The sequence below is a fragment of the Epilithonimonas xixisoli genome, assembly GCF_004365655.1.
Lineage (GTDB): Bacteria > Bacteroidota > Bacteroidia > Flavobacteriales > Weeksellaceae > Epilithonimonas > Epilithonimonas xixisoli.
Window position 1 is genome coordinate 335,011 of record NZ_SOEO01000001.1, and the last position, 25,400, is coordinate 360,410.

The window sequence follows — 25,400 nt, forward strand, 5'->3', positions numbered from 1 at the left end:
TATTTTTGCCACAAACAAGTTTTTAAATGGAATTTTTAGATCAGTATCAGAAAATTGTAGCAGAAGCTATCGAAAAACATACTTTTACCAACAAGCCAGACGAGTTGTACCATCCGATGAATTATATCATTTCGCACGGTGGGAAAAGGCTTCGTCCGATAATGGTTTTGATGGCTTGTGATCTTTTCAAAGGCGATTTGCAAAAAGCTTTGAAACCATCTTTGGCAATCGAGTTTTTCCACAATTTCACATTGATCCACGACGATATTATGGATGAAGCGCCATTGAGGAGAAACAAACCGACGATTCACACCCTTCACGGGATCAATGTTGGGATTCTTTCCGGAGATGCTCTTTTGATTAAAGCGTATCAGTTTTTTGAAGATCTGGAGCCTGAATTGTTTAAAAAATGCATCAAAATATTTTCTGAAACAGGAGCCGTACTTTGCGAAGGTCAGCAGCTGGATATCAATTTTGAAAATATGACGAATGTGACTTATGATGATTATATTCAAATGATCACTTCGAAGACAGGCGTTCTTAGCGCGTCATCTTTCCAAATTGGAGCCTTGATTGCTGGCGCGTCCGAAGAAGATGCAGAAGCAATGTACAACTTCGGGAAACACATCGGAATTGCGTTCCAGATTATGGATGATTACTTGGATGTTTTTGGAAATCAGGAACAATTCGGTAAGAAACACGCAGGTGATATTTATGAAAATAAGAAAACCATTCTTTATCTTTTGGCCCTTGAGCACGCCAATGCAGAGGAATTATCTGAGCTTAATTACTGGTACTCTAAAAAAACAGACAATGTTGACAAAGTTTACAGCGTAGAAAAAATCTTCCGAAGAACAAAAGTAGATGACAAAGTTCTAAGACTCATCCAAAAACACAACGAAATTGGACAGTCTTATCTCGATAAAATCAATCTTTCTGATGAGGAAAAATTACCTTTCCGAGAACTGGCAAATTACCTTTTGAGAAGAGAAAGCTAAGAAAATATAAAACTGTAAAATCGTAGAATCGATTGTTGCTTTAAAAACAGTTTTACGAATCAACAAATCAACAGTTCAACAAAAAACAAAGATGAAATTCAGGACAGAAGTAGAGATTAATGAAAGTGGGAAAAAAATAGGAATTGAAGATTGCATATTTTCCATTGGTTCTTGTTTTGCGACAGAGATGCACGAGAAATTTTCTGAAGGTCAAATCCAGTCTTTGAACAATCCGTTTGGGACGATTTTCAATCCGTATTCCATTAATAATGCCATTCAGCAGATCTATGATGCGAAGGAATATCACGAAAACGATTTGATTTTGGCTAATGAAAATTACATCAGCCTCGATCATCATTCCTCTTTCGATTCCCGATTTGCAAATCAATCGCTGGAAAAAATTAATAAAAATATTGAGGAAGCCAATCAGTTTTTGCAGAACACAAGTTTCGTCATTATCACATTTGGAACATCTTATATTTATGAATTCCTTCCGAAGAAAAAGTTGGTTGCCAATTGCCACAAGATTCCACAGAAGTTTTTTGATAAACGATTTTTATCAAATCAGGAACTGACGGAATCCATTAATAAAACAATTGATACGCTGAAAGATATTTGTAAAAAAGATGTTCAAATTCTGTTTACAGTTTCGCCGGTTCGTCATACAAAAGATGGCATTGTTGAAAATCAATTGAGCAAATCAAAATTGATAACAGCCATCCACGAATCAATTTGGGGAAAAGAAAATTGCCATTATCTTCCGATTTATGAATTGATGATGGATGATCTTCGCGATTACAGATTTTACAAAGAAGATATGATTCACCCGAATTCTCAAGCTGTTCAGTACATCTGGGAAAAGTTTGGAAATGCGTATTTTACTGATGTAACTAAGGTTTTCATTAATGAAAATAATAAAATCCTAACCGCTCTGAATCACAGAACCAATGACGACAAGAATCCAAAATATCAAGAATTTTTGGACAAAATCAATCAAAAAATGATTGAACAACAAAAGAAAGTTAAGCACAAAATTTTCAGCTAATTGCTTTTGGCTGATTGCTATTAGCTATTTGCCAATCGCCAATCGCAACACATTATGATAGACACTCACACTCATTTATACTCCGAACAATTCGATGAAGACCGCACAGAGATGATTCAGCGGGCTTTGGACAAAGGCGTAGAGAAATTCTTTCTTCCCGCAATTGACTCCGAAACACATCAGAAAATGCTCCTTCTGGAAACGGAATATCCAGGCAAGATATTCTCGATGATGGGATTGCATCCTTGTTCTGTTCAACCAGAGACTTGGGAAAATGAATTACGGATTGCGAGAAATTATCTTGACCAAAGAGATTTTGTAGCGATTGGAGAAATCGGGATTGATTTGTATTGGGATAAATCCACTTTGGATATTCAAGTCAAAGCTTTTGAACACCAGATTGATTGGGCGATAGAAAAAGATCTTCCAATTGTGATTCACACCAGAGAAAGTTTTGATGAGACTTTTGAAGTTTTGGAAAGAAAAAAACATCCAAAATTGCGTGGAATTTTCCATTGTTTTTCTGGAAACTTGGAGCAAGCCCAACACGCAATCGATCTCAATTTCATCTTAGGAATCGGTGGTGTAGTGACATTCAAAAATGGGAAAATAGATCAGTTTTTGAATGAAATTCCATTAGATAAAATTGTTCTTGAAACAGATTCGCCATATCTCGCTCCAGTTCCTTTCCGAGGGAAGCGTAACGAAAGTTCTTATGTAGAATTAGTCGCTGGAAAGTTGGTTGATATTTATAAAACAGATTTTTCTGAGATTGATAGAATCACGACTGAGAATGCTTTGAAGTTATTCGGAATTTAATTAACGATAATCTGAAGATAGAGACTTAAAAAATCTTATCAAAATTATAATGTAATTGAAATGAGGAAATTTTTATTTTTATTAGTTTTAATATATAACTTTTGTTTTTCTCAACAAAGAAATCAGCCATTAGAAATTAAATCTAATACAGATTTTACACATAAAACAGGCGTAAAATTTCCAAAGGAATGGAATGGTTTTAAAAGAGATAGATTGGTGTCTTATGACACAAACAATTATAATATCGGTGCAACATACTATTTTAAGGCCAATAAAAAAGTCACAAATATTAGCATCTATATTTATCCTGCTGAAGTTTCTAATGAAAATCTGAGAGACCAATTCTTGTCTTTTAAAACAATTGTCAATAGAAATGCTACAAATCATCCAGAAATTTCTCCTGAGTTCGTAATATTAAAATCTGAAAAAGTAATTGTGAACGGAGTAAAATCATATTTCGATTACAACATTATTGTTCCAGACTTTATGAAGGGGCAAAAGGATCAAAACAATAAATCACTATTTTCTGTTTATGATTGCGGAAAATGGAATGTTAAGTTTAGAGTTAGTGTAGAAAATGGAGATTTTGAGAGAGTAAAACAATTAGAAAATGCTTTGATGGTTTCTTTTGAACCAATTATAATTGCAGAGAAATATCTACTTGAGAGTGGTGAAAATGCTAAAATTCTTGTTTCAAAAACTGCGCAAAGAGATTCTTTAATGCTAAAATCTACAATCGAAGAAGCAGAAACTAAAAAAGAATGGCTGAATACTAATAAAAGTGTAGCGGAATTATCTTCTGGTTTTAGTGATTTCGAGATTGAATCTTCTATCGATGCAATTCAACAAAAACTCAAGTTTTATAATGAGAACAAGGATAAAATTACAGGAAGTGAGGAAACAAAAAAATATTTTGATAATCTTCAAAAAATTATTGACAACGGATTTTTGAAAGATTTTATATACTCGCAAACCTTCGGTGTCGTTATTTATCCAGAGGGCGAAAATCGGAAAAGTCTTTTTAATGATTTCATAAATCAAAATAATATTCCGGAAGATATTATTGAATTGATGTATAAAATTTATTATTAGGACTTGAAATTTCAAGATTTTTAAATTTGTTATTTTAATCAAAACAAAAAAATCAACCCCTTCAGAGTTCGAAACTCTGATGGGGTTTTTGTTGAAAATGGTTCTATCAAAATACAAATGTGAATATTGTGCAGAACCGCAGCCCGACTTGAGTGGACTCTTCGAGAACCTCAGAGTGACAATTGGAACGGAAGGCGGAAATAGCAGCCCAAATAATTCTAAAAAACAAAAACCGGAAATGACTTCCGGTTTTCTTTTATTTTTTTCTAAAGATATTACTTTTATTCTTAGGTTTTTCAGAACGTTGACCCGATGGTTTTGGTCTCGGATTGAAAGGCTTATTGTTGCTGTCTCTCTTCTGTTCCACCAAATTATCAGTGTGGTATGGATGATCTTTCACAACTGGAATTTTCTTTCCAATCAGTTTTTCTGTGTTGCGAAGATTCGCAAGATCCAAACCATCTACGAAGGAGAAAGAAGTTCCATCGGAGCCAGCTCTACCAGTTCTTCCGATTCTGTGAACGTAAGTTTCTGAAACGTCTGACAATTCGAAGTTTACAACGTATTTCAATTCATCGATGTCAATTCCTCTCGCCGCAATATCTGTCGCCACCAAGACTCTTGTTTTCTTGGATTTGAAGTTTGATAATGCGTTTTGTCTTGCATTTTGAGACTTATTTCCGTGAATTGCCTCAGCAGAAATTTTGAATTGATGCAGCTTTCTGGCGATTTTGTCTGCACCATGTTTCGTTCTGGAAAATACCAATACTTGATCCAATTTCGGATCTTCCAAAAGGTGAACCAAAAGATCAGCTTTATTAGAATTATCAACAAAATAAATACTTTGCTGAATGGTGTCTGCTGTAGAAGAAACTGGCGCAACTTCTACTCTCACAGGATTTACCAAAATCTCTGAAGCCAGTTTTGCGATTTCTTTCGGCATTGTGGCAGAGAAGAAAAGGTTTTGTCTTTTGACAGGAATTATTTTCACGATTTTCTTCACATCGTGTACAAATCCCATATCTAGCATTCTGTCTGCCTCGTCTAAAACGAAGATTTCCAGATGATGAAGTTTTACGATTCCTTGCGAGATAAAATCCAACAATCTTCCTGGTGTTGCGATCAAAATATCAACGCCTCTTTTCAGTTGTTGCTCTTGGGCGTGTTGTTTTACACCACCGAAAACCACAAGTGATTTTAATTTAAGATGTTTTCCGTAAGCTTGGAAATTTTCTTCGATTTGGATTGCCAATTCTCTGGTTGGCGTTAGAATCAAAGCTTTAATTTGATTTCTATGAGAGTCTTTTTCGGAAAGGTTTTGTAAAATAGGAATTGCAAATGCTGCCGTTTTTCCTGTTCCTGTTTGTGCGCTTCCCAAAAGATCTTTTTTTTGTAGGATAGATGGGATTGCTTTTTCTTGTATCGGTGTTGGCTGTTCGTAGCCTTGTGCTTTTAATGCGTCTAATATTGGCTTAATTAAGCCTAATTCTTCGAAATTCAAATGTAAAATGTTTTAATGTAAATAAAGTAAAAATTCCTCCGTGATATTAGGAGGAATTAATATGTTGCAAAGATAGCCTATTTAAAATAAAGTCGAGATTAAGTCTTATTTAACTTTTTCCCACTTCTGATTTTTCTTCAGCTCGTCTATGTATGAGTAAAGTGTTTGTAATTTTTTTGGATGTTCTCCTGCAGAAAGTTTTATTTCTTTCTTAGTTCCATCTGCGAAGAAAACTCTGAGATAAACTTTGGAAGCGTCCATTATTTGTTTATCAATATAGCTGTCTTTCAGTGTTTTCACATTGGCTTCGTCTGCAAGTAATACCAATTTTTGATAATCTTCTTTGCTAATCACTGCTTGGAAAGTTCCTTCTCTCGGTTTGCTAAAATCATCTTTGGACCCACCTTCTGAAAAGTTAAAACGCTCTGCTTCCAAAATTGCATTTCGGTTAGAATCTATTGTGATTTTATACGTCGGACAAAATCCGAAACAAGGTCCAACTTCGTATTCAATTTTCGAATAATTTGAAGTTTGAGAAGTAGCGCATGACATTAATCCTAGGAAAACCATTAAACTGAATAAATATTTCATCGTATTTTTTTGTGTTAAGACTTTCAATAATTGTTCCGAAAATTATCCGTGCAGTTTTTTCCAAATCGCATCTTTCAATTCCTGAAGACCTTCACCTGTGACGCCAGAGAAAAATAGAGGTTGTCTGTTTTCCGGAAATTCTGCTGCGATTTCTTTCTTAAGTTCATCATCAAGCAAATCAGCTTTTGAAACGGATAGTATGAAATCTTTGTCCACCAATTCTGGATTATATTCTTTCAATTCATTCTCCAAAATCTTATATTCCTGAAAATGATCTTCGGAATCTGCCGGAATTAAAAATAATAAAATTGAGTTTCTCTCGATATGTCTCAGGAATCTGTGTCCCAATCCTTTTCCTTCTGCCGCACCTTCTATAATTCCGGGAATATCTGCCATTACAAAAGATTTGTAATTTCTCCATTCCACGATTCCAAGATTTGGAGTCAAGGTTGTAAAAGCGTAATCTGCAATCTTGGGTCTCGCTGCTGAAACAGATGATAGAAGTGTAGATTTTCCAGCATTTGGGAAACCAACCAATCCAACATCAGCCAAAAGCTTCAGTTCGAAAATAATGTAACCTTCTTGCCCATCCATTCCAGGTTGTGCAAATCTCGGTGTTTGGTTGGTCGCAGATTTGAAAAATTCATTTCCTCTTCCACCTTTTCCACCTTCCATTAGGATGATTTCTTGCCCGTCTTCCAAGATTTCTCCAACGATTTCACCTTCTTCATTTTTGGCAATGGTTCCCAATGGTACATTGATGTAAACATCTTCACCATAAGCACCAGTCAACTGGTTTTTGGCACCATTTTGACCTCGTTCTGCTTTCACGTGACGTGTGTATCTCAGGGGAAGAAGTGTCCATTCGTGAGCGTTTCCTTTCATAATCACGTGTCCACCACGTCCACCATCGCCACCATCTGGGCCACCTTTTGGGATGTATTTTTCTCTACGAAGGTGAGCCGATCCAGCACCGCCGTGACCGCTTTTACAGTGGATTTTTACGTAATCTACGAAATTTGACATAATTTTGGTTTAATATTTAACGTTCAAAGTTTCAACCTTGAATATTGAACTTTGAACCTTGAATCAAAAATTTATTTTTGAATTTTTTCTACTTCAGCGAATAGTTTTTCAGAGATTTCGGAGATGTCGCCAATGCCGTCCACTTCTGCGTATTTGCCTTGTTTCTTGTATAATTCTGCAACTTCTGCAGTTTTTGTATAATATTCTACAATTCTGTTTCGGATGATTTCCTCATTAGAATCGTCTGTTCTACCGCTGGTTTCACCTCTTTTCAGAAGTCTTTCTACCAATACAGCATCATCTACAATCAATGATAGACAAACACTGATTTCAGAATTTAATTCTTCTTTCACGATGGTTTCCAAAGCTTCGGTTTGAGTCGCTGTTCTTGGGAATCCGTCAAAAATAAATCCATTGCTTTCTGTTGGTTTTCTCAGTTCGTCAATCAGCATATCGATAGTCACTTGGTCTGGAACCAATTGACCTTTGTCGATGTATGATTTTGCTAATTTTCCAAGTTCGGTATCATTTTTCATATTAAAACGAAAAAGATCTCCAGTCGAAATTTGTTTCAGATTAAACTTCTCGATAAGATGCTGAGCTTGGGTTCCTTTTCCACTTCCTGGAGGGCCAAAGAGAACAATGTTTATCATAGTCTTGAGGGGCTTTTAGCAAATTGCTTTTGGCTTTTTGCTCTTGAGCAATTTTAGTTAATATTTACTTTTTATTTAGATATAATTTCAAAAGCCAATAGCCAGAAGCTAAAAGCTAATAGCATTTTTTAATGATTGATTCTTCCTTCCTCCAATTGATAAAGATCTGGTAGGTTTCTTCCCAATTCGTCGTAATCCAAACCGTAGCCTAGAACAAACTTATTCGGGATTTCTTTTGCAACATAATCCACAATGAAATCTTTTTTGAAAACATCTGGTTTCAATAGCAAAGAAGCAACTTTCAAAGACTTAGGACGTTGTGTATTTTTGAAATATTCGAAAAGATTTTCTAATGTATTTCCGGTATCCACGATGTCCTCCATTAGAATAATGTGGCGATCTACAACATCTTTCGTAAGATCCATTTTTTTGTAAATAATTCCAGTAGATTGTGTTCCGGAATAAGAACTTACCTGCAAAAATGCGATTTCACATTTCCCAGGATAATATTTTAAAAAATCTGAGAAAAACATAATCACACCATTCAAGACACCTACAAAAATAGGCGTTTCGTCTTTGTAATCTTCGTAAACTCTCAGTGCTAATTTTTTTATAATTTCCTGAATTTCATCGTGTTTCAGGTAGGGTACGAAACTTTTGTCGTGAATTTGTACAGATTCCATAAGTATATCAAAGTGCAAAAGTAAGATTTTTCAGCCAAACTGCCATTTTTCTTTTATGAAGCTTTTTCTGAATCGGGTAATACAATTTAATTATCTATATTTGCGTTACGTTTCTGAAAAAGAATAATTATGTTCAAATCGCTTTTCCACTGGAAAGTATTACTTAATATCGTTTTAGCAATGGCGTTTTTCGCCGGTTTGGTTTGGCTTACATTCCGATGGTTGGAGTTTCATACCAATCACGGAGAGGAAGTTCCTGTGCCTAATGTCGTGAATATGACCATTCACCAAGCCATCAAAGTTCTGGACGACTCTGGTTTGGAATATGAAGTTGACAGTTTTAAATATGACCCAAAATTTCGTCCGTTTCAAGTTTTGGCAGTTTTTCCTGCACCTGGAGCGAATGTGAAAAATGGTAGAGTTATTAATGTTAAAGTTAATCCAAGAACTTGGGCAAAAGTTGGTATTCCTGATATTATTGATAGATATAAAGGTTTGGCTTTTAATCAATTAAATCTTGTAGGTTTGAAAGTTGGTGATACATTGTATGAGCCAAGTATTCAGAGAGATGCAGTTCTTAGAATTTTGTATAATGGAACCAGCGTAAAGCCGGGAACTCAAATTCCTAGATTTTCTTCTGTAGATCTTGTGATTGGATCTGGACCACTTAGAAATGTGGCTATTCCGAATTTGGTGGGAAGAACTGTCCAAGAAGCTAGAAAAATAATCGCTCAAGCCTTATTTGAAGTTGGAATCGTGGATCACGAAGATGGCGGAAAAGATGAGTCTGATATTATTTATTATCAAGATCCGGAATTTGGTTCATTGAGAGATCAGGGAATGCAAATCGATCTCTGGGCAAGTAAAAAAACGCCAGCCGAATTGCAAAACAAAATTAGACAATTGGATGATATGTACCGACCGAAAATCGATACGACATTGGCGCCAATTCAGTATAATGAAGTTCCGTCGCCAACGATTGAACAGAAACCTGTAGTTGCAAAACCGCCAGTTTCTACAAATCCATCAACATCTGGAACTACAACAACGCCGAAACCAAAACCAACCACCACACAGCCTGCGACTACTTCGACGCCTGTGAAACAAAATACAGCCACGCCAACATCTACAAAACCTGTAGATAAGCCTAAGCCAAAAAAAGTGATCATTGAATAAAAACAAATAAAAAAGGCTTCGACAATTGTTGAAGCCTTTTAAAATTAATATATGCTGGACGAGACCGAAGATTTCCTAGAAGATGAATTTACAAATGACGATCATTCTGCTGATGAAGAAAACAGTGGACTTTTCGAGCATCTCAAAATCACCGTAGATAAAAAGCAAGAGCCACTCAGGATTGATAAATTTTTGCTCTTATTTCGCCAAAATACTTCTCGAAACAAAATCTCAGAAACTTGCAGAGCCGGAAACGTAATTGTGAACGGAAATCCCGTAAAACAAAATTACAAAGTAAAGCCAAGTGATGTGATTAGCGTTCTTTTGGCGCATCCACCAAGAGAAAATGTCATCATCCCACAAGATATTCCGATTAATATCGTTTATGAAGATAATGATTTGATTATTGTGGACAAAGATCCTGGAATGGTGGTTCATCCGGGCTTTGGGAATTGGGATGGAACCTTGATTAATGCATTAGCGTTTCATTTTGCAAAAGATCCAAATTATAATTCAGATTTGGATAGAGTAGGATTGGTTCATAGGATTGATAAAGATACTTCAGGATTATTGGTAATAGCCAAGACGGAATTTGCGCTGAGTTTTTTGGCAAAGCAATTTTTTGATCGTACAACCAAACGTCTCTATTGGGCTTTCGTTTGGGGAAATGTAAAAGAAGATACAGGAACAGTCACTGGCCATATCGGCAGACATCCAAAAAACAGAATGCAGATGTACACCTATGAAGACGGAAGTCACGGAAAACACGCTGTAACGCATTACAAAGTTTTGGAGCGTTTCCGCTATATGACTTGGATAGAATGTAAATTGGAAACTGGAAGAACGCATCAGATCAGAGCTCATCTGAAACACATTGGTCATACTTTGTTTAATGATGCCCGGTATGAAGGAAATATTATAATGAGAGGCGTGAATTTGCCTAAGTACAAGCAATTTGTGCAAAATGTTTTTGAAGTTTTGCCAAGACACGCTTTGCACGCACACACTTTAGGATTTATCCACCCGACCACAAAAGAAGAAATGTATTTTGAAAGTCCAATGCCAAAAGATATGCAAGATGCATCCGAACGTTGGAGAAAATACCTCGATAATAACTAGAGTTTTATATATTTGCACTGTGAAGAAAAATTACAAATTCTATAAAATATTTTTGCTGTTGATTGCCGTTTTTTCTATTGAAGCAAAAGCTCAAGAGACATTGCCATTTTATCAGCAATACCTTTTGGATGGCGATTTCTTGTTCAATCCAGCGTTGTTGGGAAAGACAGATGATGTGGTGCTAAATCTCAATTACCAAAAACAATTTTCACAACTTAGTGAGTCACCGAATGTACAATCTATCGGTTTGCATGCCAACATATTTGACAGAGTTGGAGCTGGGATTTCATTTTTCAGAGATCAGAACGGCCCCATTTCCTCCAATGGATTGATGTTGGGAGCGTCGTATTTTGTTCCATTGAGCGATGAGGAAGACCGTCAGGATCAATTCTCATTCGGGATTGGAACCAATCTGTATAATATGAATATCGATTACACCCAGGTCAATGCCGCACAGCCTGGTGATCAGACTTTGGGAGAAAATACCAACGATATTTTCATTGCTTATGCCAATTTGGGAGCTGCTGTAAAGTATCAACGTTTCTTCGCTGGGATTTCCGTTGTGGATATTCCTTTGAGCAATGATTTGCCTATAATCAATGGAATAGAGCCTTCGCCCACAAAGTTTTATGCAAACTTAGGTTACGACTGGCATTTCACAGAAGGGATATTTCTGACGCCGTCTTTTATGATGAATCTCAATACCAATTCGTCAAGAATAATGGATTATAATTTAATGGCAACCGCTTTTGGAGAGACAAATAATATTTCTGCCGGAATTAGTTTCCGAAGTGCAAAAAGTGCCGTTGGAAGCCAGAATCTTGGAATGTCACCCATCATCAAAGGTCGAGTAGGAAACTTTACATTTGGTGGTGTTTACAACTTTGGTGTTTCAGAGTTGACGGAGACTTTTGGAAACAGTTTTATGTTATCGATCGGATTCAATATCGAAAATTTCATCAACACAAGAGGTTTCCGATACAGATAGTTTATAAATGGTAATTGATAAGTCATAAATGATTGTCATTCATCAATTATCATTCATCATTTATAATTATTTTGATTTATCTTCACATTCCTTTTTGCAAGCAGAAATGTAGCTATTGTAATTTTCATTTTTCGACTTCTTTTAGTTTGAAGGATGAGATGCTTTTGGCAATAAAAAAAGAGATTGGTTTAAGACATCAAGAACTCGAAAACAAAACTCTCAAATCCCTTTATTTCGGAGGAGGAACGCCTTCAGTTCTTAGTGTTGACGAAATCAAATCTTTATTAGATGAATTTCAAAAATATTTCATTTTTGATGAGAATATTGAAATCACTTTGGAATCAAATCCTGATGATCTCAATAAAAATTTCCTCAAAGACTTATCCCAAACAGAGATCAATCGATTGTCCATCGGGACGCAAAGTTTTTTTGATGAAGATTTGAAATTAATGAATCGTGCCCACAACGCTTCCGAAGCTGAAAGTTCAATTAAAAGAGCTCAGGATTTTGGATTGGAAAATATCAGCATCGATTTGATTTACGGCTCACCAACTTCAAACTTCGAAATCTGGAAAGAAAATCTCAACAAAACTATTGAATTACAAGTTCCTCACGTTTCATCTTATGCTCTGACTGTTGAACCAAAAACAGCTTTGGAAAAATGGATTGAAAATGGAAAAGTAAGTTCTCCTGAGGAAGCAGAACAGAATCAAGAATTCCATTATATGTCTGATTTTCTGAAAGATAATGGATTCGACCATTATGAGATTTCAAATTTTGGAAAACCAGGTTTTCATTCCAAGCATAATTCTGCATATTGGAAATCTGAACCTTATCTGGGAATTGGTCCATCCGCGCATTCTTACAACGGACATCTTGAGAGAAGTTGGAATATCGCCAATAATCCAATTTATATCAAGAATCTAAACCAAAATATTCTCCCAAAAGAAACCGAAATCCTTTCTGAAAAAGACAGATTTAATGAAATGATGATGATTGGTTTAAGGACAATTTGGGGCGTTGATTTGGAAAAAATCAATCAAAATTTTTCTTCAGAAATAATTGATTATCTCAATCAAGAAATAAAAAATAAATTAGAATCCAGAATTCTCAAAATCGAAAATAATTATCTCAAAATTCCCGAAAAACATTGGTTTTTAGCAGATGGAATTGCGAGTGATTTATTTATGGTTTAAACGTTGCAAATATGCAACGTGATTTTCTTATTTTTGTAAAAATATTTTTTCAAATTGAAAAAGAAAAAAGCCGACTACACCCATCTTTCAGCCAATCAGCCAATCGGGATTTTTGATTCCGGCGTTGGCGGATTAACAGTTGCGAAAGAAATCAAAAGATTGTTGCCCAACGAAGATTTGATTTATTTTGGCGACACAAAACATCTTCCTTACGGTGAAAAATCCCGTGAAGCGATTGTCGGTTATTCTACAAAAATCACCAATTTCTTACTAGAGAAAAACTGCAAAGCCATCGTGATTGCCTGCAATTCTGCGACAGCTAATGCTTTGCAGGAAGTTCAGGAATTGGTTGCTGAAAGAGTTCCTGTGATTGACGTTATTAATCCGGTTGCAGAAAAAGTGTCGTACGAAATACACAATAATGTCGGTGTAATTGCGACAAAAGCAACCGTGAATTCTGGACTTTACAAAAAATCAATTCGGAAGCATAACAAATTCATCAAAGTTGATGAATTAGCAACGCCACTTTTGGTTCCGGCAATTGAAGAAGGTTTTAAAAATCATCCAATCACGCATTCTATTATTTATAATTATTTGAGTAATAGTAAATTAAAAAATATCGAAACTTTGATTCTCGGTTGTACGCATTATCCACTTTTGATAGATGAAATCAAACAATATTACGGAAACCGAGTTCGAGTAATCGATTCTCCAAATATCGTTGCAAACCAATTGAAAATGATATTGGACAAGCATAATCTTCTGAATGAAGAAAGTCATCAACCAACTTATCAATTTTTCTTGTCGGATATTACCAAAAATTTCGAAAAAATCTCAAAAAAATTCTTCGGAAAATCGATTGATTTGGAACATAAAGTTCTTTAGAAATTTTCATTTCGGAATATCTCTTTGATTTTATCAATTTCATTTTGAACATTGTTTTTCACGCGCTCGCCAAAATAAAGTGTATTCTCGATTTTATTATTTCCTTCCCATGCAATCTCGATTCCGCCGTTGGCAATTTCTTTTTTGCAAAGAAAATCAGGAACAATTGAGAAACCCGAATTCCCACTTAAACAGCGGACAATTGAACAAATATTTGGAACAATGTAATTTGGTTTAAAATCTGGATGTCGATTGAAATTCGCTTTCCAAAAGTTGTTCAAATGTTCCATATCTCCCGCTGTACTGTACCAGATTTGTTGTTTCAGCCAAACTTCAGCTTCCTCGATTTTATTTTCCTTAATCAGATTTTTGAATTCTGAAGTATCAGTTCCTGTTCCATTAATCAAAACAATTTTTTCCTTGGAAAAAGCTTCAAAATTCAAATTTTTCAAATTGATTTTTCTTGGCGTTATAATCAAATCCAACAAACCATTATCCAAATCCGAAAACATCTGCTCATACAATCCAAACCGTATAATGACATTAAAATCAAAATTCGGAATATGCTTTTCCAAAGTGAATTGAAAAGTTTCGAAACACATTCCAATGCTCACGGTTGAACGTTCAGTTTTTGTCGTTTTATGGAAAGTTTGTTCCGCAGTTTCCAGCTTCAAAAGCGGTTCGAGAGTGAAGTTGTAAAGGATTTTAGCTTTCTCCGTCGGAATCAATTTCTTAGAAATTCTTTCGAATAAAGTGTATCCTACATAAGCTTCCAAGGAACCAATATGCAGACTCACACCAGGTTGAGAAATGTACAATTCTTTCGCCGCTTTCGTGAAAGATTGAGTTTCGTAAACACTTTTAAAAGTTCTAAGCCATTCCAGATTTATCATTTTGTCATCATAATTATGATGCAAATGTATGATTTAAATTATTTTTATAATTCATTTTTCTGTCGGAAATTTGCAGTATCAAAAATTTAAATAATCAATTAATGAAAAATATATTCATAATCAACGGCGGACAGACGTTTGCACATTCTGGCGGAAGTTTCAACAAAACCATTACCAACTGGACTAAAGAAGTTCTTGAAAACGAGAATTTTGAAATCAGAATTACCAATGTTAATGATGATTTCGACGAAACCCAAGAAGCTGAGAATTTCAAATGGGCAGATATTGTCGTGTATCATTTTCCGGTTTGGTGGTTTCAGGTTCCAAATCGTCTGAAATTTTATATTGATGAAGTTTTCACAGCTGGTCACAACAACGGAATTTATAAAAGTGATGGTCGTTCTAGAGTAAACCCAGCGATTAATTACGGAACTGGCGGATTGATGCACGGCAAACATTATTTCGTGACAACAAGCTGGAATGCACCTGAAACGGCATTCACTTTGGAAGGCGAATTTTTCAACCAACATTCTGTCGATGAAGGTGTTTTATTCGGTTTTCACAGGATGAATGCGTTCACAGGAATGTCACATTTGGGAAGTTTCCATTTCCACGATATGGAAAAATCGGCAACTCAGGAACGAATTGATAATTATGAAATTGAGTATAAAAACTATCTCAAAACAGTTTTCGTAGAAAAGAAAATCAGTGTGTTGAATTAAAAAAAAAGAGGAATTTGAATCATCATTTTCCTCTTTTTTTTATTTTTACAGCAAGATATTTTTATTGATATTAATATCGTCCAAAAATCGATTGTCGTGCGAAACCACAATCAAAGTTCCCTCATAATCGTTGATAGCGGATGTCAGAATTTTAATATTTTGGATGTCCAGATTATTGGTCGGTTCGTCCAGAATTATCATATCAGGAGAAAGATTTTGAATGGAAAGACAGCAGAGTAGAAGCTTCAGTTTTTCGCCTCCGCTAAGGAATTCACACTTTTTGTCCCAATCATTTTTCCAGAAAAGAAAACGTGCTAAAATCGTTTTAATCTCGTGTTCTTCAATATTTTTTAAATTGAATTGTTGTGCTTGTTCATACACCGAAAGTTTATTTTTAATCAAAGAATATTCTTGGTCTATGTAAATCGTTTTCTTTTCTGATAAATAAATTTCACCAAAAGTTGGACTGATTTCACCAAGAATCATTTTAATTAAAGTCGTTTTTCCAGAACCATTATCGCCTTTTATCACAATTCTTTCTCCACTCACAATTTGAAAATCGAGATTATCTTTCCAAAGATTTTCTTGATGATAATTGAAATTAATTTGTTCAGCTTTGACCAAAATTTTTCCTCTGTGAAGTTGAGAATTATCAAAATTAATTTTCATTTTATCAATTCCCGAAAGATTATCTTTTAAGTTGTGAAGATTTTCTCTGATGTTGTCGATTTTATCTTGATGAATAGATTTCAATTTTGAAGTGCTGTTTTCGGCTTTGTTGCGAAGCGTGTTCATCATAATTCTAGAAACGCCCGATTTTTCCTGTTTTCCTTTTCCTCGAGAATCCAATTTGTTTTGTCTTTCAATCGTTTCTCGCTCTTTTTCTTTGGCTTTTTTCAGTTCTTTTTGTCGGTTTTGAATGTTCTGTTCAAGCGAATTTTGTTCAATTTTTTTCTGTTCAGAATAGAAATCATAATTTCCGCCATAAACTGAAATTCCATTTTTATTGAGTTCACAAGTTTTAGTTAAAAGATTGAGTAAAACTCTGTCGTGACTTACAATCAAAAGACTTTTTGAAGTTGATTTAATGAAGTCGTAAAGTAAAGTTCTATTCGCAAAATCCAGATGATTTGTAGGTTCATCCATTAGAATCAAATCCGGCTGATGAATCATCATTCCTGCGAGAAACAGCTTAGTTTTTTGTCCGCCACTCAGATTTTCTAATTTCAGATTCAAATCAAAATCGGGAAGATTCCAATACTCAAAAGCTTCTTTGATTCTGTCTTCGATTGTCCAATCATCATTAAGAATTTCTATATTTTCTTCGGTTACAGAACCGTTTAGAATTTCCTTTAAAGCAATTAGTTTTTTATCAAAATTTAAAGCTTCAGCAATACTCAAATGATTATACTGACCGAAAATTTGCGGAATGTAATAGATGTTAGAATCAGATTTAATCGTTCCTGATTTTGGTTGTAATTCGCCAGCAATTATTTTGAGCAAAGTCGATTTTCCGGAACCATTATTTCCGATTAGAGCTGTTTTTTCCTGAGAATTAAGTGTAAAGTTGATGTCCGAAAAAAGAACATCTTTGTTGGGATGTTGGTAGGATAAATCCTGTAAGATTAACATAATTTCTTTTTTAGAATTAACAATAGCAGACGAGATTGCCTGCGGAAAATTGTTTGAAAAGAAATTATATTTTACATTTTAATCTTAAGAATTTGATTTTTGCAAAGTTAGAAATTATTTTTAAAGTCCAAATTTCTTAATCACAAAATTGATTTTCTGCTTCCATTCCGCAGGTTTTGTGGCATATCCAGCGGACGCAATTGCGGAAATCCATTCGGAATGATTAAGGTTGCCTTTTAGTTTTTCGTAATATTTTTTTCTCGAAATCATTTCACAAAAAGCGCGGAAAGATTCCTTAGAACTCTCAAAGCTTTTGAATCTGGAATTGTTAACCGTGTTTTTTCCAACCATTCCAAAATGATTGTTCAGCGTCTGAGCGTGTTTGCTATTTCCACCTCCAGTTTCCACGTAAGCGATGGAAAGAATAATCGCAGACGGAATCCCAAATTCTTTGGAAAGTTCCGTCGCAAGCGGTTTATATTGATTGATGTAAGAACTCTGTGCAGAGATTTTTAAACTAAAAAATAAAATAATTAAGCTTAAAAATTTGATATTGAAATTCCTCATATTCAAAACAATTTTATTCAGAAATTGGTTGACTTTCAAAGATAGAAAAATTGATATTTCCGTACTTTCTGCTGTCTTTCAAGTTTGGATGCGGATATTTTTGTCTGCTTTGATGTTCCATTATGAAAAGTCCGTTTGGTTTCAATAATTCATTTTTTAAAACCAATTCAATCAGTTCGTTGTATTTAATTTCGTCAGTTTCGAAAGGCGCATCGGCGAAAATAATATCATACTTTTTCTCGTGATTTCTTTTCCTTTTCAACCAATCGAAAACATCAGCTCTCTGAACATTCACTTGCAATCCCATATCCAAATCATTGGCTGTAGAGTTAATGAAACCAGCGTGTTTAGGGTTCAGTTCCACAGAAGTGATGTCTTTGCACTCGCGCGATGCAAATTCCAAAGTAATGGAGCCAATTCCCGCAAACAAGTCCAAAACGGAACAAAATTCCAAATCAAAACGATTGTCCAGCATACTGAAAAGCGCTTCCTTGGCGAAGTCTGTCGTTGGTCTTACTTCAAAATTTTTCGGAGCCGCAATTCTTTTTGCTTTCCATTTTCCACTGATTATTCTAAACATTATTTATTTTTTAAGTTTCATTTTGAGAATTGGATAAGGTTTTCCCATATCGTCTTTCTCCTTTCTGTCAAAGGTTTCAAATCCTATTTTCTTATAGAATTTTGTTGCCTTTGGATTTTGCTTATTGACATCAACATATTGAATGTCAAAATTCGAAAATGCAAAATCGGTTAATTGTTTGCCTAAACCTTTTCCAATGTAATCTGGATTCAGAAAAAGCATTTCTATTTTTTCTGAATGAATGCCGATAAAACCTATGATTTCACCTTTTTCTTCGAGACAGAAAACATCCAAGTCTTTGAAATCGAAATTCTGCAGAATCTTTTTGTACTCTTCAAAATCGGATTCCAGCAAAAAATGATGCGTTGCTTTTACAGATTTTTCCCAAACAGAAAGGATTCCGTTTTTGTGAGAATCTTTGTATTCAATTATTTTGAAGCTCATTATTAATTCAGGACAAAATTCTTCTTATGAAGATTGTCGAAAACGATTTTCAGATTCGGAACAAATTTCTGCATTTCTGAGATAAAAGTTTCATTTTCAGTAGTTTCTCCATAAATGTAAAAATGCGTTTCAGAAATTCCGAAATTTATTTTACTCAAAGTAAACATTATGAAATATAGAAAATCCACTTCCGAAGTTGCGTCCAGATTATTATAAAGAATCACTTTTTTATTTTCAATTGCGAAAAATTCCGCTTGCTGGTGATATAGATTCACGTGGATTTCTTTTCGGTTTTTCACAGTCAGAGAATTCAAAAACTTTTCACCAGAAAAATTGAAATTCGTTGGAACTTCCAATGCTTTAATTTTCTGATAAAAATCCTTCGGAAAACTATAATAAAACTGAACCCCAAATTTCTTGTTCACAGACAACATCAATTCCTCAGAATCTCTCTTCACATCGGCATTGTAAGAAATCAAATCATAACCCAAATCGTGCTGGTCAAAACCTTCTTCCACAATCGAAAAATGATTGATAGCCGATATCACAGAGATTTCAGAAAACTTCTCCGAAGCCAAAATTTCATTCAGTTTTTCCTCCACCAAATTCTTCGGCGTTTCTTCATCCTTCAGCCAGATTTTTTCTTCCAAAACCTTTCTGGATTTCGAAATCTGCCACTGCAAGCCATCTTTCGTAAAAAGCAAGGATAATTTCCTCATATTTTAGTATCAATAAAATTAATTTTTTGGGCAGCTTTTCCGCCTTCCGTTCCCGCTTTTTTTTGCCAAGGCTTTTCCCAATGCAAAAAAAGAGCTCCACTCAAGTCGGGCTGCGCTTCGCAAAGTTGAAACATTCTTTATATTATCCAACTTGTAAAAGCAATAAACAAAATTTAAAAGTCTTTTATCTTTTGTCTTTCATCTCAAAGTCTTCCCCAAGATTTGCAAAGTTAAAAAATTAAAACTTTAGTATTTCACTCTCGGTCAATTCTTATATTATGGTTATCTTCGCAGTTAATTCGATTTATTCTCAGGATGAACAAGATATCATATTTCCTTTTACTATGCGTTTTCCAGTTGAGCTTCTCTCAGCAGTCCATCAAGTTTGAAGATTCCAATTTTGCAAGCATTCTTACCAAAGCCAAAGCCGAAAAGAAATTGGTTTTTCTAGATGCTTATGCTACTTGGTGCGGCCCGTGTAAATTGATGGAACGCAATGTTTTCACAGACAAAAATGTGGCAGAATTCTACAACAAAAATTTTATCAATGCCAGAATCGATATGGAAAAAGGCGAAGGTAGAGATATTGCTGCACAATATGGCATCAGAAGTTACCCAACTTTGCTTTTTCTGAACGGTGAAGGCGAAGTTGTCGGCAAAGAATTAGGCTATCTCAATACAGAAGATTTTCTGGCTTTAGGAACAAAAAATAACAAACCGGATTTGGTAAACACCAATTTGAAAGATGAATTCCTGAAAGGAAAATTGGATCAACCTTCGTTGTTAAGCTTTATCACTTTGTATTCTGGGAAAGATCCTATTTTGGCAAAACAAGCCTCAGAAAAGTATTTTGCTAATAAAAAAGACAAAACATTTTCCGGAGAAGAGATCAATGTTTTACTGAATTTTACGCAGTCTGTAGATGATGTAAATTACAAAGTTTTCAAAGCGAACAAAACTGAAATTTCACAACTATTAACCGATAAAAATTATGTTCAGTTTGATAATTATTTGAGATTAATGAAAATCGTGACTTCTGCCACAGACGAAAAAACCAAAACAATTGATGATGCAAAAGTGCTGAAAGAAGGCGAAGGTTTGCTTCCAAAAGAGGATCTGCAGAAAAGTTTAAATATCTACAAACTCAATTATTACATTTCGCACGAGAATTACCAAGGCTATGAAAAAACGGCTTTGGAATATTATAAAAACACAGATGAGTTCAATGCCTCAGAATTGTTGGCCGCAGCAGGCGTTTTCAACGATCATATTTCAAATCAAAAATCTTTGCAAATGGCAGCCAGATGGGCAGAGAAAGTGGTGATGTCTCAGGAAAACTTTGATTCTACAAGTATTTTAGCGTCTTTGTATGATAAGTTAGGAAAAAAAGATGAAGCTAAAATGTTTGCAGGAATGGCCGCCAATTTTGCAAAACAAGAAAACAGAGATGGCACAAAAATGAACGAGATTTTGAATAAAAAATAACTATGAAAAAAATATTATCCCTGAGTTTGCTAAGTTTTGCGATCTTCAGTTTTGCACAAAAAAATGAGACTTATGTAAAAGCAAATGCCTTGTTCCTTCCCGTAGGAATGCTCAATATTGGGGTAGAACATGGCTTTACAGATCACATTACGGGACAAGCAGATGTTTTCATTTCCCCTTGGAAATCTTTTGCAGGTAAGCACGCACAGGTTTATATGTTAGGTTTCAATGGAAGATATTATTTTAATGAAGCTTTTAAAAAATTCTATGTCGGAATAGATGTGTCTGCCGCAAATTTCAATATCCAGAAATATGGTTATTGGAATGATAATAATTATGTGCGAAAAGATGGAGAAGTCACGCCGTACATCAATTCAAATCTTTATCAAAAGGGCTACTCATTTATTTTGGGGGCTATGGCTGGATATCAATTCAAATGTACAGAAAGATTGAATTTGGATCTCTACATTGGTGTGGGAACGATGCAAAGTTTCTATAAAGGTTATGATAAAATAAGTGGAGATAGATATGACGCAGGAAGCGATTCTATGGATAGAGAAATGAACAGAAGCGGAGAATGGTTGCCTTACAAGGGGGGATTGATGCTTTCATATAAACTTTAAATTATGAATTTCAAGAACCCAAAATACATCCTCATTGCTGTTATCACTTTCATCATTATTTTCTTGATGAATTATATTGGGAGCGATTATCCAGACAAGCTTTCCCGGGCTTTGTTGACCGCAGTCTCTGCAGTTATTGGTTTGGGATTAGGAATGTGGATCTATTCCAAAAGAGATAAAAATGATGAACGCAACAATTTTGATTAATTCATAATTCGTTTCAATATTAACCTATGACGATTAATCTCGATTCAAATAAAAAAATATATTTCGCATCCGATCAGCATTTTGGCGCTCCAAATTTGAAGGAGAGCAAAATCCGGGAAGATAGATTTGTGCGTTGGCTGGATTCCATCAAATCTGATGCACAGGTTCTCTTTTTGATGGGCGATCTTTTCGATTTTTGGCATGAGTGGAAATATGTCGTTCCAAAAGGCTACATCCGTGTTTTAGGCAAAATTGCTGAACTCAAAGATTCTGGAATCGACGTTTATTTTTTTGTCGGAAATCACGATCTCTGGATGAAAGATTATTTTGAAGAAGAATTTGGAATTCCCGTTTATTTTGAAAAAAGATACTACGAGATTTCTGGCAAGAAATTCCTTTTGGCTCACGGCGACGGACTTGGACCAGGCGACAAAGGCTACAAACGGATGAAAAAAGTTTTTACCAATCCGCTTGCGCAATGGGCTTTCCGATGGTTGCATCCGGATATTGCGATGAAGATTGCGAATTATATGTCTCAAAAAAATAAAATGATTTCTGGCGTAGAAGATCAAAAATTTTTGGGCGAAGACAAAGAATTTCTCATCATTTATTCCAAAGAAAAACTAAAAACCGAAAAAATAGATTACTTTGTTTACGGACATCGTCACCTGCCAATGGTTTTGGAATTGAATGATTATTCGAAATATATCAATCTTGGCGACTGGATTTCTTATTTCACTTTTGGTGTTTTTGATGGCGAGAATTTTGAAGTGAAAACTTTCGAAGGTTAATTTCAAAATTAAGTTGAGTAATGATGCAGAATATTTTTGATATTAAAAATGAATCAGATTTCCAGACGGCTTGTTTGGAAACTTTTCGTTATCAATATACAAATGTAGAAGTTTACAGAAAATTTGTCGATTACCTGAAAATCGATATTTCAACAATTAATAAAATTAACGACATTCCATTTCTTCCAATTGAAATGTTCAAAAATCACTTGGTTTTAGACAAAAATTCTGAAGCTAAAAATTATTTCCAAAGTTCCGGAACCACACAGATGAACCGTTCCAAACATCATATTGCCGATTTCTCGCTTTATGAAGAAAGCATTTACAAAAGTTTTGAACAGTTTATTGGAAAGCCAGAAGATTTTATTTTCTTAGGATTATTGCCCAATTATTCCGAAAATCCACATTCGTCATTAATTTATATGATAGATTTTCTGATGAAAAAATCAGGAAAAACAGAAAGCGGCTATTTCCTTTACAATCATCAGGATTTATTCAATTTGCTTCAAACTTTGAGCGATAAAAAAATAATTCTCTTCGGTGTTTCTTTTGCTTTGTTGGATTTTCTTGATACACTTGAATCTCAAAATCTTTCAATTTCTCAATCACAAAATTTAACAGTGATAGAAACCGGCGGAATGAAAGGTAGAAAGGAAGAAATGACAAAAGACGAATTGTTGAAAATCTTCAAAAATGGTTTCAAAACAGAGAAGATTTTTTCAGAATATTCGATGACGGAATTGCTTTCCCAGGCTTATTCTTTTGGAGAAAATGTTTATAAAAGTCCCAACTGGATGCGGATTCTCATCAGAAATACAGAAGATCCATTTTCTTATGTAGATGATGGAAAAACCGGCGCTATCAATATTATTGATCTGGCAAATCGACATTCTTGTTCGTTCATCGCAACGCAGGATTTGGGCAAATCTGAGAAAGATACGTTTCAGGTTTTGGGCAGAATAGACCATTCTGATATTCGTGGTTGCAGTCTTTTGGTTTCATAAAAATATAAAATGAGATTTCTATTATTAATATCAATATTAAGTTTTTCTTGGTTCCAATCTCAGAAATGTTACGATTTGAAATCTGTTCTGAAAGTTGAGCCAACCGCTTTGTACAAACCACATTTGCTCGCATCTCAGAATTTTAATGTCAATCTTTTGGAAAATACAAAGTCCGTGGACAAGTATATTGCCAGAGGAAAATTCGTAAAAGTCAAAAAAAAATCAAGAGGTTACAGATTGCAAACTTTGGAGTACAGCAGACCGTATTTGGTAAAAAAAGCCAGAACGACTTTGGAAAATATGGCCAATCAGTTTGCGTCCGAAACTAAAAGTTTCTTCGTCGTTTCTTCTGTCACAAGAACTTTGGAAGACCAATGCAGATTGAGAAAAGTCAATTCCAATGCATCATTAGGGATTAGTTCGCACAATTATGGGGCCGCGTTCGATATTTCTTATGTTCGTTTTGATCATAAGCTGAAGGTCAATGCAAAACTTGAAAAACACTTGGAAAAAGTTCTGGAAGCGTACAAAAATCAAGGCAAGATTTTTTACATCAAAGAGAAGCAACAAAGCTGTTATCACGTGACGGTTCGTAATTACTAAAGATTTGACTGATGTTGAAAATCGAGGAATTGATTCACGCTTACATCCATCAAAATGGCGATTTTGATAAAGAAATTATTCTGACCAATTTTTTTCATTCCGATTGGGAAGCCGATATTTTATCCATTGATAATGAAGGTTTCAGTCACGAGATCGAAATTAAATTATCCAAATCAGACTTCAAAAACGATTTCAAAAAGAAATATACCAATCAGAAAACAGGAGAAAAGTTTCTGAAACACGATAAAATTGGTTGTGGCGATTACATCTGCAATTCGTTCAGTTTTCTTTTGCCAATGGGAATGATAGATCATAATGAAATCCCAGATCACTGTGGTATCATTGAGTTTTATCACGATGAAGACAATTGGGAAACGACTTTTTACAAAATCCGTGAGCCAAAAATAATTCACCAGGATTCGTACTGGAAACTTTGCGACAAAGAATCTTTTATTAGAAATATGGCTCGAAGTCTTCTCTTCAAAAAATTCGAACTAAAGGGGAAAAGAGAAGAACTGATTTTCAAAAATCCTTTCGACATCAAAACAAAAAAATAAATCCTGCCAATGATCTTGACAGGATTTTTTGATTTTTTATTAGTGAAATTAATTTAAGCAATTTCCTTTTTCTCAATCAAAAGATTGTAAACGAATGAGGCAAAAACGCCACCCAAGACTGGTGCAACGATGAAAAGCCAAATTTGAGAAAGAGCAGCGCCTTGTGCAAAAATTGCGGGACCAATACTTCTCGCAGGATTCACAGAAACACCGGTAATTTTAATCCCAACAATGTGAATCAGAACCAATGAAAGTCCAATTGCCAAACCTGCAAAACCACCGTGGATATTTTTGGTAGAAGTAGATCCAAGAATCACTAATAAAAATATAAATGTGAAAACAAACTCAGCAATAAAAGCTGCATAAGTATTGTACTGATCCAAATAACCAGTTCCCCAGCCATTCGAGCCCAAAGCCCAAGGGCCCAATTCACCAGCAGGATGATTCGTGAAAATAACGTAGAGAATTCCAGCGCCGATGATTGCGCCAACAATCTGAGCCACAATATAGTAAGCCGCTTCTGATATTTTCATTCTGCCAGCCGCAACCATTGCGATAGAAATTGCAGGATTGATGTGACAGCCGGAAATATGCCCAATTGCATAAGCCATTGCGACCACACTAAGACCAAACGCAAAAGAAATTCCTAAGAGTCCAACGCCAGTTGTGCCATCTGCGCCAGCAATTACGGCGCTTCCGCAGCCCATTAATACGAGAACCATTGTGCCAATCATTTCAGCAACAAATTTTGAAGTTTTAGATACCATTTGTTTATTTTTTTTGATAGTTTATTGTCGCAAA

29 protein-coding genes are annotated in these 25,400 nt (G+C 35.0%); 17 read left to right on the forward strand and 12 right to left on the reverse strand.

All coding sequences use genetic code 11. From position 1 onward, the window contains the following. The first annotated feature begins 26 nt into the window (after positions 1-26). The 4 genes from B0I22_RS01615 to B0I22_RS01630 all read left to right on the forward strand — a co-directional run bounded on the left by B0I22_RS01615 (position 27) and on the right by B0I22_RS01630 (position 3,954). Positions 27-998, forward strand: coding sequence for a polyprenyl synthetase family protein (locus B0I22_RS01615; RefSeq protein WP_133942868.1), 972 nt, complete (start codon positions 27-29; stop codon positions 996-998). A 91-nt stretch (positions 999-1,089) separates the two neighbouring features. Further along, positions 1,090-2,043, forward strand: a complete 954-nt coding sequence (locus B0I22_RS01620) for a GSCFA domain-containing protein (protein ID WP_133942869.1) — start codon at positions 1,090-1,092, stop codon at positions 2,041-2,043. A 54-nt stretch (positions 2,044-2,097) separates the two neighbouring features. Continuing rightward, positions 2,098-2,862, forward strand: coding sequence for a TatD family hydrolase (locus B0I22_RS01625; protein WP_133942870.1), 765 nt, complete (start codon positions 2,098-2,100; stop codon positions 2,860-2,862). A 60-nt stretch (positions 2,863-2,922) separates the two neighbouring features. Further along, the gene (locus B0I22_RS01630) at positions 2,923-3,954 is read left to right on the forward strand and encodes a hypothetical protein (protein ID WP_133942871.1); all 1,032 of its coding nucleotides are present in this window, start codon (positions 2,923-2,925) and stop codon (positions 3,952-3,954) included. A 256-nt stretch (positions 3,955-4,210) separates the two neighbouring features. On the opposite strand, the gene B0I22_RS01635 is transcribed toward B0I22_RS01630, so the two are convergent. From B0I22_RS01635 to hpt, 5 genes are all read right to left on the reverse strand, one after another. Beyond that, positions 4,211-5,455 carry a DEAD/DEAH box helicase gene (locus B0I22_RS01635; protein ID WP_133942872.1) on the reverse strand — a complete coding sequence of 415 codons (1,245 nt, stop codon included), beginning with the start codon at positions 5,453-5,455 and terminating at the stop codon, positions 4,211-4,213. Positions 5,456-5,560: 105 nt separating this feature from the next. Next, positions 5,561-6,046, reverse strand: coding sequence for a DUF6438 domain-containing protein (locus B0I22_RS01640; protein ID WP_133942873.1), 486 nt, complete (start codon positions 6,044-6,046; stop codon positions 5,561-5,563). A gap of 42 nt (positions 6,047-6,088) precedes the next feature. Then, positions 6,089-7,072 carry a GTPase ObgE gene (gene obgE, locus B0I22_RS01645; RefSeq protein ID WP_133942874.1) on the reverse strand — a complete coding sequence of 328 codons (984 nt, stop codon included), beginning with the start codon at positions 7,070-7,072 and terminating at the stop codon, positions 6,089-6,091. Between the two features lie 71 nt (positions 7,073-7,143). Further along, positions 7,144-7,725: an adenylate kinase gene (locus B0I22_RS01650; RefSeq protein ID WP_133942875.1), complete on the reverse strand. Its 582-nt coding sequence runs from the start codon at positions 7,723-7,725 to the stop codon at positions 7,144-7,146. Between the two features lie 128 nt (positions 7,726-7,853). Then, complete coding sequence (hpt, locus tag B0I22_RS01655) at positions 7,854-8,408, reverse strand: hypoxanthine phosphoribosyltransferase (RefSeq protein WP_133942876.1); 555 nt, start codon at positions 8,406-8,408, stop codon at positions 7,854-7,856. Positions 8,409-8,537: 129 nt separating this feature from the next. On the opposite strand from hpt, the gene B0I22_RS01660 reads away from it, so the two are divergent. The 5 genes from B0I22_RS01660 to murI all read left to right on the forward strand — a co-directional run bounded on the left by B0I22_RS01660 (position 8,538) and on the right by murI (position 13,772). Further along, positions 8,538-9,584 (forward strand): PASTA domain-containing protein, encoded by a 1,047-nt coding sequence (locus tag B0I22_RS01660; protein ID WP_133942877.1) that lies wholly within the window; start codon positions 8,538-8,540, stop codon positions 9,582-9,584. Positions 9,585-9,635: 51 nt separating this feature from the next. Beyond that, entirely contained in the window at positions 9,636-10,703 is a 1,068-nt protein-coding gene (locus tag B0I22_RS01665) for an RluA family pseudouridine synthase (protein WP_133942878.1), read from the forward strand. Between the two features lie 19 nt (positions 10,704-10,722). Continuing rightward, positions 10,723-11,691 carry a PorP/SprF family type IX secretion system membrane protein gene (locus tag B0I22_RS01670; RefSeq protein WP_246022128.1) on the forward strand — a complete coding sequence of 323 codons (969 nt, stop codon included), beginning with the start codon at positions 10,723-10,725 and terminating at the stop codon, positions 11,689-11,691. An 86-nt stretch (positions 11,692-11,777) separates the two neighbouring features. Then, a complete protein-coding gene (hemW, locus tag B0I22_RS01675) occupies positions 11,778-12,887 on the forward strand; it encodes a radical SAM family heme chaperone HemW (protein ID WP_246022158.1) in 1,110 nt (369 codons plus the stop codon). Between the two features lie 54 nt (positions 12,888-12,941). Further along, the gene (gene murI, locus B0I22_RS01680; protein WP_133942880.1) at positions 12,942-13,772 is read left to right on the forward strand and encodes a glutamate racemase; all 831 of its coding nucleotides are present in this window, start codon (positions 12,942-12,944) and stop codon (positions 13,770-13,772) included. Here the strand turns inward: murI and B0I22_RS01685 are convergent. Then, entirely contained in the window at positions 13,769-14,665 is an 897-nt protein-coding gene (locus tag B0I22_RS01685; RefSeq protein ID WP_133942881.1) for a LysR family transcriptional regulator, read from the reverse strand. The two genes, murI and B0I22_RS01685, sit on opposite strands and share 4 nt — an antisense overlap. Positions 14,666-14,766: 101 nt before the next feature. Here B0I22_RS01685 and B0I22_RS01690 point away from each other — a divergent pair, with 101 nt between their 5' ends. Further along, positions 14,767-15,387 carry an NAD(P)H-dependent oxidoreductase gene (locus B0I22_RS01690; RefSeq protein ID WP_133942882.1) on the forward strand — a complete coding sequence of 207 codons (621 nt, stop codon included), beginning with the start codon at positions 14,767-14,769 and terminating at the stop codon, positions 15,385-15,387. A 45-nt stretch (positions 15,388-15,432) separates the two neighbouring features. Here the strand turns inward: B0I22_RS01690 and abc-f are convergent, their stop codons facing one another. From abc-f to B0I22_RS01715, 5 genes are all read right to left on the reverse strand, one after another. After that, the gene (gene abc-f / locus B0I22_RS01695; protein WP_133942883.1) at positions 15,433-17,019 is read right to left on the reverse strand and encodes a ribosomal protection-like ABC-F family protein; all 1,587 of its coding nucleotides are present in this window, start codon (positions 17,017-17,019) and stop codon (positions 15,433-15,435) included. Positions 17,020-17,139: 120 nt separating this feature from the next. Beyond that, positions 17,140-17,586 (reverse strand): glucosaminidase domain-containing protein, encoded by a 447-nt coding sequence (locus tag B0I22_RS01700; RefSeq protein ID WP_133942884.1) that lies wholly within the window; start codon positions 17,584-17,586, stop codon positions 17,140-17,142. A 13-nt stretch (positions 17,587-17,599) separates the two neighbouring features. Next, complete coding sequence (locus tag B0I22_RS01705) at positions 17,600-18,166, reverse strand: RsmD family RNA methyltransferase (RefSeq protein ID WP_133942885.1); 567 nt, start codon at positions 18,164-18,166, stop codon at positions 17,600-17,602. Positions 18,167-18,169: 3 nt separating this feature from the next. Beyond that, the gene (locus B0I22_RS01710) at positions 18,170-18,610 is read right to left on the reverse strand and encodes a GNAT family N-acetyltransferase (protein WP_133942886.1); all 441 of its coding nucleotides are present in this window, start codon (positions 18,608-18,610) and stop codon (positions 18,170-18,172) included. A 2-nt stretch (positions 18,611-18,612) separates the two neighbouring features. Beyond that, entirely contained in the window at positions 18,613-19,329 is a 717-nt protein-coding gene (locus tag B0I22_RS01715; protein WP_133942887.1) for a DUF3822 family protein, read from the reverse strand. Between the two features lie 315 nt (positions 19,330-19,644). On the opposite strand from B0I22_RS01715, the gene B0I22_RS01720 reads away from it, so the two are divergent. The 7 genes from B0I22_RS01720 to B0I22_RS01750 are packed head-to-tail and all read left to right on the forward strand — an operon-like array spanning position 19,645 to position 24,599. After that, on the forward strand, positions 19,645-20,814 hold the full coding sequence (locus tag B0I22_RS01720; RefSeq protein WP_133942888.1) for a thioredoxin family protein: 1,170 nt from the start codon (positions 19,645-19,647) through the stop codon (positions 20,812-20,814). Between the two features lie 2 nt (positions 20,815-20,816). Next, complete coding sequence (locus B0I22_RS01725) at positions 20,817-21,437, forward strand: DUF3575 domain-containing protein (RefSeq protein WP_133942889.1); 621 nt, start codon at positions 20,817-20,819, stop codon at positions 21,435-21,437. 3 nt (positions 21,438-21,440) lie between these two features. Further along, positions 21,441-21,644 (forward strand): hypothetical protein, encoded by a 204-nt coding sequence (locus B0I22_RS01730; protein ID WP_133942890.1) that lies wholly within the window; start codon positions 21,441-21,443, stop codon positions 21,642-21,644. Between the two features lie 26 nt (positions 21,645-21,670). Further along, complete coding sequence (locus tag B0I22_RS01735; RefSeq protein ID WP_133942891.1) at positions 21,671-22,435, forward strand: UDP-2,3-diacylglucosamine diphosphatase; 765 nt, start codon at positions 21,671-21,673, stop codon at positions 22,433-22,435. A gap of 23 nt (positions 22,436-22,458) precedes the next feature. Beyond that, complete coding sequence (locus B0I22_RS01740) at positions 22,459-23,439, forward strand: LuxE/PaaK family acyltransferase (protein ID WP_133943936.1); 981 nt, start codon at positions 22,459-22,461, stop codon at positions 23,437-23,439. Between the two features lie 9 nt (positions 23,440-23,448). Next, entirely contained in the window at positions 23,449-24,042 is a 594-nt protein-coding gene (locus tag B0I22_RS01745; protein WP_133942892.1) for a DUF5715 family protein, read from the forward strand. An 11-nt stretch (positions 24,043-24,053) separates the two neighbouring features. Continuing rightward, positions 24,054-24,599 (forward strand): hypothetical protein, encoded by a 546-nt coding sequence (locus B0I22_RS01750; RefSeq protein ID WP_133942893.1) that lies wholly within the window; start codon positions 24,054-24,056, stop codon positions 24,597-24,599. Positions 24,600-24,652: 53 nt separating this feature from the next. On the opposite strand, the gene aqpZ is transcribed toward B0I22_RS01750, so the two are convergent. Then, the gene (gene aqpZ / locus B0I22_RS01755) at positions 24,653-25,366 is read right to left on the reverse strand and encodes an aquaporin Z (protein ID WP_133942894.1); all 714 of its coding nucleotides are present in this window, start codon (positions 25,364-25,366) and stop codon (positions 24,653-24,655) included. Positions 25,367-25,400 lie beyond the last annotated feature (34 nt).